This is a genomic window from Nonomuraea sp. NPDC003709 (assembly GCF_040610775.1).
GTDB classification, from domain to species: domain Bacteria; phylum Actinomycetota; class Actinomycetes; order Streptosporangiales; family Streptosporangiaceae; genus Nonomuraea; species Nonomuraea angiospora_A.
The window spans coordinates 20030-33055 of record NZ_JBEXMW010000039.1; the positions used below are offsets into that span (position 1 = coordinate 20030).

Annotated in this window: 12 protein-coding genes; 6 read left to right on the forward strand and 6 right to left on the reverse strand. The window is 70.2% G+C overall.

The features are described from left to right. Positions 1–23: 23 nt before the first annotated feature. Entirely contained in the window at positions 24–1274 is a 1251-nt protein-coding gene (locus tag ABZX61_RS59540; RefSeq protein ID WP_355210500.1) for a hypothetical protein, read from the reverse strand. Positions 1275–1314: 40 nt separating this feature from the next. Continuing rightward, complete coding sequence (locus ABZX61_RS59545) at positions 1315–2088, reverse strand: pectate lyase (protein ID WP_355210502.1); 774 nt, start codon at positions 2086–2088, stop codon at positions 1315–1317. A 186-nt stretch (positions 2089–2274) separates the two neighbouring features. Here ABZX61_RS59545 and ABZX61_RS59550 point away from each other — a divergent pair, with 186 nt between their 5' ends. After that, a complete protein-coding gene (locus ABZX61_RS59550; protein ID WP_355210505.1) occupies positions 2275–6285 on the forward strand; it encodes an AAA family ATPase in 4011 nt (1336 codons plus the stop codon). Positions 6286–6412: 127 nt separating this feature from the next. On the opposite strand, the gene ABZX61_RS59555 is transcribed toward ABZX61_RS59550, so the two are convergent. Continuing rightward, positions 6413–7813, reverse strand: coding sequence for an epoxide hydrolase (locus ABZX61_RS59555; protein WP_355210508.1), 1401 nt, complete (start codon positions 7811–7813; stop codon positions 6413–6415). A gap of 21 nt (positions 7814–7834) precedes the next feature. After that, positions 7835–8653, reverse strand: coding sequence for an NAD(P)H-binding protein (locus ABZX61_RS59560; RefSeq protein WP_355210511.1), 819 nt, complete (start codon positions 8651–8653; stop codon positions 7835–7837). A 130-nt stretch (positions 8654–8783) separates the two neighbouring features. Here ABZX61_RS59560 and ABZX61_RS59565 point away from each other — a divergent pair, with 130 nt between their 5' ends. From ABZX61_RS59565 to ABZX61_RS59580, 4 genes are all read left to right on the forward strand, one after another. After that, positions 8784–8921, forward strand: a complete 138-nt coding sequence (locus ABZX61_RS59565; protein ID WP_355210514.1) for a hypothetical protein — start codon at positions 8784–8786, stop codon at positions 8919–8921. A 159-nt stretch (positions 8922–9080) separates the two neighbouring features. Next, positions 9081–9353, forward strand: a complete 273-nt coding sequence (locus tag ABZX61_RS59570) for a hypothetical protein (RefSeq protein ID WP_355210517.1) — start codon at positions 9081–9083, stop codon at positions 9351–9353. Then, the gene (locus tag ABZX61_RS59575) at positions 9350–9502 is read left to right on the forward strand and encodes a hypothetical protein (protein WP_355210520.1); all 153 of its coding nucleotides are present in this window, start codon (positions 9350–9352) and stop codon (positions 9500–9502) included. The genes ABZX61_RS59570 and ABZX61_RS59575 overlap by 4 nt, the downstream gene beginning before the upstream one ends. A 197-nt stretch (positions 9503–9699) precedes the next feature. Continuing rightward, positions 9700–10689 carry an aldo/keto reductase family protein gene (locus tag ABZX61_RS59580; RefSeq protein ID WP_355210671.1) on the forward strand — a complete coding sequence of 330 codons (990 nt, stop codon included), beginning with the start codon at positions 9700–9702 and terminating at the stop codon, positions 10687–10689. A 60-nt stretch (positions 10690–10749) separates the two neighbouring features. On the opposite strand, the gene ABZX61_RS59585 is transcribed toward ABZX61_RS59580, so the two are convergent. Together ABZX61_RS59585 and ABZX61_RS59590 are read right to left on the reverse strand one after the other, a co-directional pair. Beyond that, positions 10750–11364 carry a hypothetical protein gene (locus tag ABZX61_RS59585; protein ID WP_355210522.1) on the reverse strand — a complete coding sequence of 205 codons (615 nt, stop codon included), beginning with the start codon at positions 11362–11364 and terminating at the stop codon, positions 10750–10752. After that, the gene (locus ABZX61_RS59590) at positions 11361–12320 is read right to left on the reverse strand and encodes an oxidoreductase (protein ID WP_355210524.1); all 960 of its coding nucleotides are present in this window, start codon (positions 12318–12320) and stop codon (positions 11361–11363) included. Before ABZX61_RS59590 ends, ABZX61_RS59585 begins: the two co-directional genes overlap by 4 nt. Before the next feature lie 92 nt (positions 12321–12412). Between ABZX61_RS59590 and ABZX61_RS59595 the strand changes: the two genes are divergently transcribed. Further along, complete coding sequence (locus ABZX61_RS59595) at positions 12413–13024, forward strand: TetR/AcrR family transcriptional regulator (RefSeq protein ID WP_355210527.1); 612 nt, start codon at positions 12413–12415, stop codon at positions 13022–13024. Positions 13025–13026 lie beyond the last annotated feature (2 nt).

The window sequence follows — 13026 nt, forward strand, 5'->3', positions numbered from 1 at the left end:
TCCTTTGCGTCTTTCGTCTTTCGTCAGAGGCCGTAGCGGCTCTTCAGGTGCCGCCACCAGTCCCGGAACATCCACTTGTCGAACTCCGTGATCTGCGCCGCGCTGCCCGCCTTCATCAGGAAGCAGCACTGGCCCGTCGGAGTCCAGTCGTAGAAGTCGTCCAGGCCGAACGAGTGGCCCATCTCATGCAGCAGGATGTGGATGTTGTCGGCGTTGAGGTTCGACATGTAGTACTCGCTGCCGATCCGCTGCCCCCAGTCGCCCCCGGCTCCCCCGCCGAACCCGGCGGTCAGCCAGAGCGACATGTCGTAGTGGTGCGAGGCGCCGCCCGGGCAGTTGGGGTACTGACCGCTCTGGTTGAAGAACCGGCCGCAGGGCTCGGAGCACTGGGGCGCCTTCTCGCGGATGTTGTTGACGTAGACGTCCACGGAGTTGTCGCTCCACTGCAGCTGCGCGCGGTCCCGTACGGCCCAGCCCACGACCTTGACCGGCACGTTCGCGTAGGGCCAGCCGTTGTGGCCGGCCATGACGTCCATCCACTTCTTGAACTGGCGGGCCAGCGCCGCGTGGATCTGGTCACGCTGCGCCGCGGTCACGGTGGCGGTGGTGTCCCAGCGTACGCAGTAGTTGATCGAGCCGCCGTTGGCCATGATCTGGTCCCAGCCGTAGTTGCGGAACCCGTACAGGTTGGGGTACGTGCTCTCGACGTGCTGCCAGACCTCGTTGAGCGGGGTGACCAGGTTGGCGGGCGGGTTCCAGTTCGAGGTGCCGCCGCCGGAGTCGGGGGCCCACGCCTTGACCTCCAGCAGGCCGACCGAGCCCGCGCCGCTCTGCAGCTGGACGCGCAGGCGCGTGGTGCCGACCTGCGTGAAGGTCACCTTGTTGTAGGCGTTGACGGCGATCGGGTACGAGGCGGAGATGTCGACGTAGGCGCTGCCGTTCCAGTACTGGAGCTTCCAGGAGGCGGGGACGCGGACGCCGCCGCCGTCGTCGAAGAAGTACACGTCGGCGCCCTTGAGGTTCTGGGTCGAGCTCCAGGTGAGCTCGGCCCACTGGGTGCCGGTGTTGGGCCAGGTGCCCCAGCGGCGGTTGACGGTGTCGTTCGAGCTGGGCGGGTCGATGCCGTCGTTGATGGCCGCCACGCTCTCCCACGAGGAGGTGTAGGAGGCGGACGGGGTCGCGGTGCCGGCCACGTTCGTGTCGGCCAGGGCGTTCTGGATGGGTAAGAAGAACGTGATGATCAGGAGGAGGGGCAGGACGGCCAGTCGTTTCATTCGGGCCTCTCTGGTTGTGGTAGCGCTAACATTCGAGGGCTCACCGGTAGGTGATGTCGGATGTGGAGTAGATGCAGTTCACGCCGTCGGCCCCGGATCCGATCTTCACCGGCTCCTGGCCCTTGGGGACGCCCCGGTACTTCTCGCAGATGGTGGCGCTGCCGTACACGGTGATCCGGCTGAACCTGGCCGTGTCGCCCCAGTTCGTGTTGATCCCGGCCAGAACCTTGGTGGTGCGGACGGTGACGCCGTCCATGACCACGTTCCGCCGGTAGGAGGTGGAGCAGTTTCCGCAGGCGCGGTAGAGCTTGCCCGAGCCGTGCACCTGGAAGTTCCTGATGGTCAGCGTGCCGGCGCCGTTGTGCTGGAACACCTTGTCGGAGGCGGACTTGGCGCCGCCGCCGTCCACCAGGTAGGTCGCCGACGAGCTGGACGACTTGAACGTCGCGGCGTCCTCGCCCACGTCGTTCCACCACACGTTGCGGATGGTGCACGAGCCCTCGCAATGGATGCCGTCGCCGGCCGGGGCGTCGATGATGACGTTCTGGATGGTGCCGCCGTTGGCCACGACGAACATCGGGTCCTGGCTCTCGCCCTGGCCGCCGTCGCCGATGCCGTAGTAGCGCTTCATGCCGCCGTCGAAGAACGTGCCGGCGTTGCGGGTCGAGGTGAGGTGCACGCTGCCGGTGTCCGAGGGCCAGGGGCCGCTGCCGTCGGTCGGGGCTGCCTGCGCGGGCGGCGCCGAGGTGACGGCGGCCAGCAGTCCGGCGGCCATCGCTGTGGCCACCACGGTGGAACGGGATCGGAATGTCAAGGTCGCCCTCCCTTTTCGGTAAGCGCTTTCCCAACGGGACTGAACCCGCGCCTGCTTTGATCGCACGGGCACGGGTCCACGTCAAACCGGGGACGGGGTTGTCACCGCCGACCTGCGGGTTCGGGCTGAAAGTTTCATCTTTCCCGGACCCCCTGAATTGTCGGCCCGGCCGCGTAGGGTGCCCGCATGGCGATGCTCATCGGGAGGGAGCGACCCGCGGCCGTGCTCCGCGGCGAGGTCGAGCGCACGCTCGTCAGCCACGGCGCGCTGGTGCTCGTCACCGGCGAGGCGGGCATCGGCAAGAGCGCCCTGGTGGCGGGCGCGGCGGAGGAGGCCGTGCGCGCGGGCGCCCGGCTGCTCGGCGGCGCCTGCTGGGAGGGCGAGGGCGCGCCGGGCTACTGGCCGTGGGTCCAGGTGGTCCGCCGCCTCGCGCCGGGGGCGACGCTGCAGAGCCCTTTTCTGGGCCTGGCCGGATCGGACGGGTTCGAGCTGTACGACGCGGTGACCGGCCTGCTGGTGGACGCCTCCCGCGAGCGGCCGGTGGTGGTCGTGCTCGAAGACCTCCATTGGGCGGACGCGGCCTCGCTGCGGCTGCTGGAGTTCGTGGTGCGTCATGCCTGGTTCGAGCGGCTGCTGGTGATCGGCACCTATCGTGACGCCGAGGTCGACGGGCCGCTGAGCCTGCCCCTGGAGGCCAAGGCCACCGTCCTGACGCTGACGGGGCTGGACCGGGAGGAGGTGGGCCGGCTGGTGGCCCACACCACGGGCGTGGACCCCGGCGAGGAGCTGGTGACGGAGATCCACCGGCGCACGGGCGGCAACCCGTTCTTCGTGGAGCAGACCGCCCGCCTGTGGCAGGGCGGGACCCCTCTCGCGACGATCCCGCCGGGGGTGGGGGCGGCCGTGCGCCGGCGGTTGTCGCGGCTGCCGGAGGAGGTGCTCGAGGTGCTGCGCATGGCGGCGGTCCTGGGCCGCGACTTCACCGAACCCACCCTCCACACCGCCCTCACTCCCCCACCCACCGACCCCCCACTCACCCCCTCCCCACCCCACGGCACCGCACCCCACAGCACCGCACCCCACAGCCCCGCACCCCACAGCCCCGCACCCCACAGCCCCGCACCCCACAGCACGGCACCCCACAGCACGGCACCCCACAGCACGGCACCCCATGCCACCTCATGCGACGGCCTCTCATCCCACGGCGCCTCACGCGACGGCACCTGTCTCGACCGCTCCCCATCCGACGGGGCCGCGCCCGACGGCTTCTCTCCCGACGCCCCTCCGCATGACGAGCCTGCACCGACCGAGCCTGCGCCCGACGGCTCCTCTCCCTACGAGCTCTCGCTTGACGAGCTCGCACCCGACGACCCCTCGTTTGACCAGCTCCCACCTGACGGGCCCGCGCCCGATGACCCCTCACCCGACAACTCTCCACCTGACGGACCCCTGCCCTGCCGAGGATCCGCTTCCTCACCCGCTCGCGGCGCCTCTCCGGCCGGGCAGTCGTTCGTGGCGACCGAGCTCTCGGTGCGGCGGGCCCTCGACCAGGCCGTGTCGGCCAAGCTCATCACCTCTCTGGGCTCCGGCCACCATGCCTTCATCCACGACCTCGTACGCGAGACCCTCTACGCCGAGCTGAACGAGCACGAAGTCCGTGCCCGACACGCGGCAGCCCTCCGCGCCCTCGACCCGGCAGCACCCGCGATCCGCGCCCACCACGCGTACCTCGCCGCCACACCCGATGCCCCCGCCCTCCTCCTCACGGCGGCCAGGGACGCCGAGGCACGGATGGCGAACGAGGAGGCAGTCGGCCACTACAGGCGCGCTCTGAAGCTGACCCCCACGGGGGAGGCTCGCAAACGGGTCACGATCGGCCTGGACCTAGGCGTGGCGCAGCACCGCGTGGGCGACACCGCCGCCGGCACCCGCACACTGGAGGCCGCCGTCGCCATCGCCCGTCGCCTCGACGACCCCGACCTGCTGGCCCTGACCGCCCTGAAGCTGCACGACCTCGGCCACACCGACCACGGCCGCTGGACCGACTTCGTCCACGAGACCCATAACCGCCTACTCCCGTCACCCACCCCCAATGCCGAGGCGCCACCCCACGAGATCACCGGCCCTGTACGGGGCGAACCCGCATACGAGCCACCCGAGGCTCAAAGCGCGCCGGATCAGGGCAGGCCCAGCCCAGCGAGCGCAGTGGGCCCGGCACGCAACCACACCCCAACGACACACCGACGCAACGGCATCGCGCAGACGTCCACCCACGTCTCCCACGGGACGAGCGACACCACGCGTGAAAGCGGAACCCCCCACCAGGGCCACACCACGCACGAAGGCAACACCAACAGACGCCCGCACGGCGACACCATGGGTGAGCGCAACACCACAAGCTCGCGCGATATCACGGGCAACCGGTGCGGCGGCATCGCGCACACGACCACTGACCCGTCCCACGAGGCAGCCGACACCGCAAGTCAGCACGACACCGCACAGGACCGCAATGCCCTCCACGAACGCAACGCCCCGCGCGAGATCGACCACCTGCACGAAGACGACGCCCAGCCCGGAGGCGACGCCCTTTTCAGGGATGACACCACACCCGACACCGCTGGCTACGGCCGAGGACGGTTGGATGTCGCCGCCCGGGAGTTGAGCGAGGTCGCGGCGGAGCTGGCCAGACAGGGGGAGGATGACGAAACACTCGGCTTCAGCCTGCTGACCAGACTAGGGGCCATTTGGGGGCCGGGCAGCGCGGCCGAGCGAATGGCCGTCATCGCGGAGTTGTCGGCCGTGGCGCGGCGAAGCCGGGATCCACGGCTGGAGCTGACCGCGCGCTCCTGGCACGTCGGGGCGCTGCTGGAGATGGGTGATCCACGGTGCCTGCCCGAGCTGCAGGCATTCGCCACGCGTGCCGAAGGTGCCGAGCTGGCGCTGTTCCAGCACGAGGCCACGGTCCTCAGAGCCATGTTCGCCACGCTCGCCGGACGCTTCGACGAGGCGGCGACGCACATCGACGCCGCCTACGAGCTGGGCGAGCAACCAGGCATCGGCCGACGTGACCTGCGCTGGATGCAGCGGTGGTCGGCTGCGACGCTCAGGGGCCACTTCGACGTGGCCGACGGCGTACTGGCGGAGATGGAGCTCGCGGGCAGCCATCACTTCCCGCTCTACCGCGCCGCGACGGCGGTGCAGCGCGGCGACGAGGGTGCGGCGCGCCACCTGGCGGAGGTCGTGACGCCGGGCGAGCAGTACCTACGGTGGATGGCGCCGCTGTGGCTGAGGCTCCAGGCGCAGGCGGCCGCCCTGTCCAAGGATCCGGTGCTCTGCGAGCGCGCGCGGGCCGCGATCACCCCGTACGTCGGCCAATGGGGCGTGACGGCCACTGTCGCCGTCGAGGGGCCGTTCGCGCACTGGGCAGCGGTGCTCGACGCCGCCCAGGAACGCTGGGACGAGGCCGTCGACGGGTTCACCGCCGCCTGTCGCGCGGCTGACCTGCTGGGTGCCCGACCCTGGTCGATCGAGTCCCGCGCCCGCCTGGCCGAGGCGCTGCAGGCGCGCGGCGACGACCCCTCCACGCTGATCGCGCAGGTCGAGCGGGACGCCGCGGCCCTCGGCATGCTGGTACGCCTGCCGCCCCCCGCAGCCAACGCCTTCCGCCTCGACGGCGGGGTCTGGACCCTGACCTTCGCCGGCCGCACCGTGCACCTGCCCGACTCCAAGGGCCTGGCCGACCTGCGCGTCCTGCTCGACCGCCCTGGAAGCGATGTCTCGGCGGTCGAGCTGCTGAACCCGGCCGGCGGCGAGGTCGTGCTCGCCACCCGGAGCATGGGCGGTGACGACGTACTGGACGAGGAGGCCAGGATCCGGTACCGGAGGCGGCTGGAGCTGCTCGACGACGAGCTCGACCGGGCCGCCGAGCTGGGCGACAACCGCCGGGCGGCCGAGCTCGACGCCGAGCGCACGGCGCTGCTGAACGAACTACGCACGGCCGCCGGGCTGGGCGGCCGCCCGCGCCGGCTCGGCGACGAGGCCGAACGCGCCCGCAAGGCGGTCACCAACCGGATCCGCAACACGCTGCGCCAACTCGACCAGCGCCACCCGGAACTGGCCGCCCACCTGAGATCCTCGCTCTCCACCGGCGCAACATGCCGCTATCACCCCAGCCCCGAGGTGCGCTGGCCACCGTGACAACCGGCCCTTGAAGGCGCTGGCCACCGCAACGACCGACCGTTTGGATGCCGGTCACCGCCTGAGCACCGTCACCCATGTCACCGAGTTGCCGTTACCGGGCACCCGCCGCCGTCACCGGGCGGGGTCAGCGGAGCTTTGCGAAGAACGCGGTGACGTCCTTGGCGAAGAGGCCCGGCTGCTCGGTGGCGAAGAAATGGCCGCCCTTGTCGTATTCGGCCCAGTGCACGATGTTGTGGTCGCGTTCAGCCCAGGGGCGGATGGTGACGTCGCAGGGCTTGGACACGAGCACTCCCGTCGGCACGGTGCCCCGCGCCGCCGCAACCCAGTCCCCCGCACCACCCCAGTCGCCCACACCACCCGAGTCGGACGCCCCCGAAGCGGCCGTACCGCCCCAGTCGCTTGCACCCTCCGAACCGAACGCAGCCGAAGCGGACGCAGCCGAGCCCGACGTACTCAAGCTGGACGCGCCACCCCGCTCACCGGCACCACCCAAATCGGAGGCACCACCCGAGTCGGGAGCATTCGCATCGGGCGTGCCAGCCCAGTCTTCGGAAGTGCCGCTCGAGGCGGACCCGCCGATTGAGGTGGCGGCCCAGTCGTCTGCGCCGGCTTCGCTCCAGTCGGCCGCGCCCATGCTCTCGTAATAGAACTGCGCCGACGACCCCGCAGTGCCGGTCAGCCAGTAGATGGTGACGTTGGTCAGCATGAGGTCGCGGTCGAGCGAGTCCTCAGGCAACCCCTCCACCGGGTCCGTCAGCTCCTTGAACTTCTCCATGATCCACGCCAACTGCCCCACCGGCGAGTCGTGCAGTCCGTACGAGACCGTCTGCGGCCGCTTCGACTGGGTCTGGAGGTAGCCGTCGTTGAAGTTCTGCATCGTGTCCCAGCGCCGCCGCTCCTCCTCCGTCAGCCCGTCCATCTCCCCCTCCTGGCCGACGGGAAAGGTGATGGCGGCGTTGAGGTGGACGCCGACGACGTGGTCGGGGGCGTGTTTGCCCATCTCCGGCGCGATGAAGGAGCCGCTGTCCCCGCCCTGCACCCCGTACCTGTCGTAGCCGAGCAGCGCCATCAGCTGCGTGAAGGCTCTGGCGGTGCGGGCGGGATCCCAGCCGAGGCCGGACAGCGGGGTGGAGAAGCCGAAGCCCGGCAGGGAGGGGATGATCAGGTGGAAGTCTCGCGAGAGGGGCTCGATGACGTCCAGGAACATCACGAACGTGCCCGGCCAGCCGTGCAGGAGCATGAGCGGCAGGGCGGACGGGTTTTCGGAGCGGATGTGGGCGAAGTGGATGTTCTGCCCATCGATCGTGGCGGTGAACTGGGGGATCTCGTTGAGCCTGGCCTCGTGGGCGCGCCAGTCGTAGCCGGTGCGCCAGTATTCGGCCAGGTTCTTGAGGTAGTCGAGGGGGACGCCGCGCTCCCAGCCGGTGCCGGGGAGCTGGTCCTGCCAGCGGGTCATGGCCAGGCGGGTACGGAGGTCATCCAGGTCTACCTGTGGGACTTCAATACGAAAAGGGCTAATTGTCATGATATTTCTCCTGTTAATGAGCTAAGGGCGGAAGGCGGCGGCGTGCTCCGAGGCCCACTGGGCGAACGTGCGCCCGGGGCGGCCGGTCACCTGCTCGACGGTGGGCAGCACGACCGAGGCGGCGTCCGGCGGATTGGCCCCGAGCCGGACCGCGAACTCGATCAGCTCCTCCCCCGCCCCCCACGCCTCCATCGACGCCCGGTACTGCGCCTCGCTCAGCTCCTCGAACCGGATCTCCCGCCCGACGGCCTCGCCGATCACGCGGACCCGCCGCTCCGGGGTTAGCGCCTCCGGCCCGGTGACCAGGTACGCCTGCCCGGCGTGCCCCTCCTCGACCAGCGCCGCCACCGCGACGGCGGCGATGTCGGCCTCGTGCACCACGGCCCCCGGACGGTTGCCGAAGGCCCGGACCACACCCTCCTCACGGATCGATTCGGCCCATTCGAGCGCGTTGGTCATGAACTCCACGCAACGCAACTGCGTCCAGCCGAGGTCCCCGGCCCGCAGCGCCTCCTCGACCGAGCACTCGTCCCAGCTGCTCAGCACGCTGACGCGGGTCACGCCCGCCTTCGCGGCCAGCTCGACGAGCTGGGGCCCGGTCTGGAGCGCCGCCTGGTCATCACCGGCGACGGTGATCAGGTGCAACCCGGTCACGCCTTCCAGCGCGGGGGCCAGGGACTGCGGCGCGGTCAGGTCGCCGTAGGCCACCTCCACGGACCCGGGCAGCCGCGCCGCCGCCGGGTTCCTGGTCAGGGCCCGGACCCGCTCGCCACGCGCGACGAGCTGCGCCACGATCTGGCGGCCGACCGTGCCGGTGGCGCCGGTCACGAGAATCGTCATTCTTTCCTCTCATCCGAAGGTCTCGAACGTCTCGAACGTCTCGACAGGCAGGCGCCACACGGAAAATGGCACCCGCTACACGGGTGGAGGCTCCGTCCCAGGCCGTGCCGCATGACCGCGCCCGCCATCGATGACGTACCGGACGAGGGCACTGGCGGCCCGGACGCACGCGCTCGGCGTGGGACGCATGTTCAGACAGCTCGGCCCCCTCATCGGCGACAGCCTGGCCACCTTGGAGGGCCCGCCCACCTGCTGCGCCGCCGCCTGATCCACCCGCCGTTCCGCGCCCGCGAGATCCCTGGGCACGCCAGCGTCATCACCCGGCTCGCCCGGGATCTGAGCGGCTCGTTCAAACCGCGAACCCGTACGCCTCGACCGCGCGCTCTAGCGGCTGACCCTCACCGCCACGGCCGAGACCCTGTTCTCGGTGGACCTGGCGGGTCCGTTCGTGGCGGAGGTCGATCGGTCGGTGCCGGTCGTCACCAGCGGCGTGGCACTGCGCGCCTTCCTGCCGCGAGCGTTCGAGCGGCTCCCGTCCGGCGCGGCCCGCCTGCCGCACACCGGCCTGGTCTTGAACGAGGCCAACCGCCTGTACTCGGCTCTGCTCTCATGCGGGCCACCGCCGGCCATCGACCTCGACGACGCTCGCCGGGCGAACGCCTCGCGCCCGGCACGGACATCCTGCTCAGCCCTTATGTGATCCTGCGCTTCTTCGACGACCGCTTCGACAGCGGCCGCGTCCACCACATCCCGCGCAAGGCGTACCTGCCGTTCGGCGCGGGTCCGCACGAGCGCGTCGGCGACGCCCAGCCCTGGGCCGAGGCGGTCATCGTACCGGCCGCACGGTGACCGCCGTCCCCAGCGTCGTCCCCCGGCCGGACACCCTTCGCATGATCCCCGAACCCGCACGTGAGCCCCGACGAGCGACATTTGACAAATTCACCTTCACCTGCTCTCTCAATTTACCTGGAGAGCGCCTTTAATTAATTTGTCAAATCGCCTCGATAAAGTCCTGAGTGGTCAAAATGAAGCGCTACCTTAAATGCATGGAATTTCGTCGTCTCGGTCGTAGCGGCCTGTCCGTAAGCGCGATCTCCTACGGGCACTGGCTCGCACACGACGCCCCTGACCAGGAAGAACGCGCGCGAGCGTGCGTCACGGCGGCGCTGGACGCGGGCATCACCACATTCATCACCGCGGACGCGTACGCGAACACCGCAGCCGAGTCGGTGCTCGGCCGCGCGCTGAAAGGACAGCGGCGGGAAAGCCTGGAAATATCCACGAAGGTGTTCTGGCCCACCGGGCCGGGCGGGCCCAATGACAAAGGTCTGGGCCGCAAGCACGTCATGGAGTCGGCACGCGCGTCGCTGCGGCGGCTGGGCACCGACTATCTCGATGTGTACCAGGCGCATCGATTCGACCGGACGGTGCCGCTGGAGGAGACCATGGTGGCGTTCGCCGATCTGGTCAGGCAGGGCCATGTGCTCTACGTCGGCGTCTCCGAATGGACGGCCGAGCAGATCACGAGGAGCGCCGCGCTCGCCCGGGAACTGCACGTGCCGTTGGTCTCCAACGAGGCGCAGTACAGCGCGTTGTGGCGGGTGATCGAGGCCGAGGTCGTGCCGGCGTGCGAACGGGAAGGGCTCAGCCAGCTCGCCTGGTCCCCTGTCGCGCAGGGCGTACTGACGGGCAAATATCGGCCGGGGCAGCCGGCGCCCGCCGGGTCGCGCGGCGCGGACCTGAACGGTGCGGGCAGTTTCATCCAGCCCTTCCTGCGCGAGGACGTGCTGGTACGGGTGCAGCGGCTGCGTCCTCTGGCCGATGAGGCCGGGCTGTCGCTGGGACAGCTCGCGCTGGCCTGGGTGTTGCGGCGCCCCAACGTGGCTTCGGCGATCATCGGGGCATCGCGGCCCGAGCAGGTGCGGGAGAACGTCCAAGCGGCCGAGGTCCGGCTCGACGCCGACCTTATGGAGCGCATCGATCAGGTGCTGGGCGGCGTTGTCGAAACGAACCCGGCGCTGACGACGAGCCCGTAAAGGGCCTTCGCCCAGCTCGACCGGGCACGGGTTGATCTTGACCCGGAAGACGGCACAGAGTCAGCCATCACGGCAGTCGTCGACGATCACGGCCAGGCCAGGCCATACACCCGCCAAGCGGCGCAGGTCGTCGGCGAGCGGGAGCAGGTGCGCGCCGGGGAGAAAGTGCACGGTCGTCCCCGTGGTGCCGTCACCGGCGATGGGCTCCAGGCCGGTGACGGGGACGCCGTGCTCGTACCGCTGGGTCCAGGATCCGTTCAGGCGGCGGTTGGTGTGGACAAGCCACTCGCTGAGCGCGGCGACGACGGACATGCCGCGGCGCGGATGCCCGTCGGCAAGCACCTCCGCGCCCGGGTCGTCGAAGAAGCGCAGGTCCTTGGACGCCATGACGGGCTTCTTCACCGGCCGCCCCTGCTCGTCGAACCGGGTGTCGGTGCCTCGCCCCTCGTCGGCCACGGACACCGAGCCGTCGGCGTGGAGGGTGACGGTGCAGCGTCCGGCGCCCGTGCTCGCCGCCTCGTCGGCCGGGTAGGCGAGGACTTCGAGGATCAGGTGCCGGACGCCGCCGGGGGCGAACTCGTCCGGGTTCTCCCGGATGCGGGAGAGGTGACCGAGGTCGACGTCGGCCGCCCAGTCATGGGTGGTGTTACGCCAGGAGGCTCGAGGTGCGCTCACCCCCGCACCCTATCCACGGTGGCTGCGGACAGAGCGTAGGTGACGCCGGTCAGGCGTTCGGACAACTGCCAGAGGCGTGCGGCTGTGGCCGTGTCGCGGATGGCGCGCTCACGAGTGCGACCGGTGGGCTCTCCGCGCAGTTGCAGCGGCCCGTCGGGAACGATGTAGCTGCCGCCGGGCAAATCCGGCGCGGTCGCCGCGTACAGAGAGGTCTTCGCCCCTTCCGGAGTGGGCCGGAAGGCCACGCGCACCAGCAGGCGGGCAAGGGCCGCATACAGCCGTCCCCTGCCGCTGTTGGCGCCGCCGGTGAGCACGTTGGTGCGGGTCAGACCGGGGGCGACTGCCATGCTGCGCAGCCGCAGCCCGGCGGCGTCGGCCCGGCGCTGCAGTTCCATCGCGAAGTAGAGGTTGGCCCGCTTGGACTGCACGTAGGCGAACGCCGTCCGGTAGCCGCGTTCGGCGTTGAGGTTGGCCAGGTCGAAGCGGGCGAAACGCTGGCCCTCGCTGCTGACGGTGACCACCCGCGGATCGGGCGCGGCGAGCAGATGCGGCAGGAGCAGACCGGTCAGGGCGAAGGTGCCCAGGTGGTTGACGCCGAACTGCGACTCGAACCCGTCGACGGTCAGTGCGTACGGCACCATCGCCACCCCGGCGTTGTTGACCAGCAGATCGATCCGGCCGCGGTCCCAACCGGCGGCGAACTCCCGGATGGAGGCCAGGTTGCCCAGGTCCACCCGGCGCAGATCCACGCGAGCGCCGGGCACCTCACCCCGCATGCGAGTGAGGGCGGCCTGGCCGCGTTCGGGGTCGCGGCAGGCCAGCACGACGTACGCGCCACGACTGGCCAACTCCCGGGCGGTTACGTAGCCGATGCCGCTGTTGGCTCCGGTCACCACAGCGACGCGCCCGGTCTGGTCGGGGATGGTACGGAGTGTCCTGGAGGGAGAGTTGCGCATGATGTATCACCCCAGTGAATATGTATCGCAACTTCGAGTTGCGATACATTCATCCTGTCAGCAGCCTCCGAATATCGCAACTTGGAGTTGCAATGCAGTCCGATCCTTCCACCGCCAGGCCGGTCGGCCGCGGCGCCAAAGTACGCGCCGCCGTCCACGCCGCCACGCTCGCCGAGCTCGTGGACAAGGGCTACGCCGCATTGACCATCGAGAACATCGCCCAGCGCGCCGGAGTCCACAAGACGACGGTGTACCGGCGGTGGAAAGATCGAGAGAGCCTGCTCACCGACGCCCTGTCCGAGCACATGGCGCTGGACATCCCCGTCCCCGACAGCGGAGCGATCGAGTCCGACCTGCGGGCGCTGGCGCGCTCGCTCGCCCAGGCCTTCACCAGCCCGACCGGGCAGGCCATCCTCGCCGCCATGTTCACCGGGGCCGCCCATCTTCCGGAGATCGCCGCAGCCCGGCGTCACGTGTTCGAGGACCGGCTCGCCAGAGCCGAACCGGTGGTCACGCGCGCCATCGAGCGCGGTGAACTTCCCGGCGACACCGACCCCGCCGAGTTGTTGAAGACCTTGGCCGCACCGATCTACCTGCGCCTGCTCATCACCGCCGAACCGGTCGACGAGACGACCGCCGACCAGGCGGTGCGCGTCACGCTCGCCGCGGCGCACGCAGGCGCCCTGCAGCCGGCCAACGGATGACA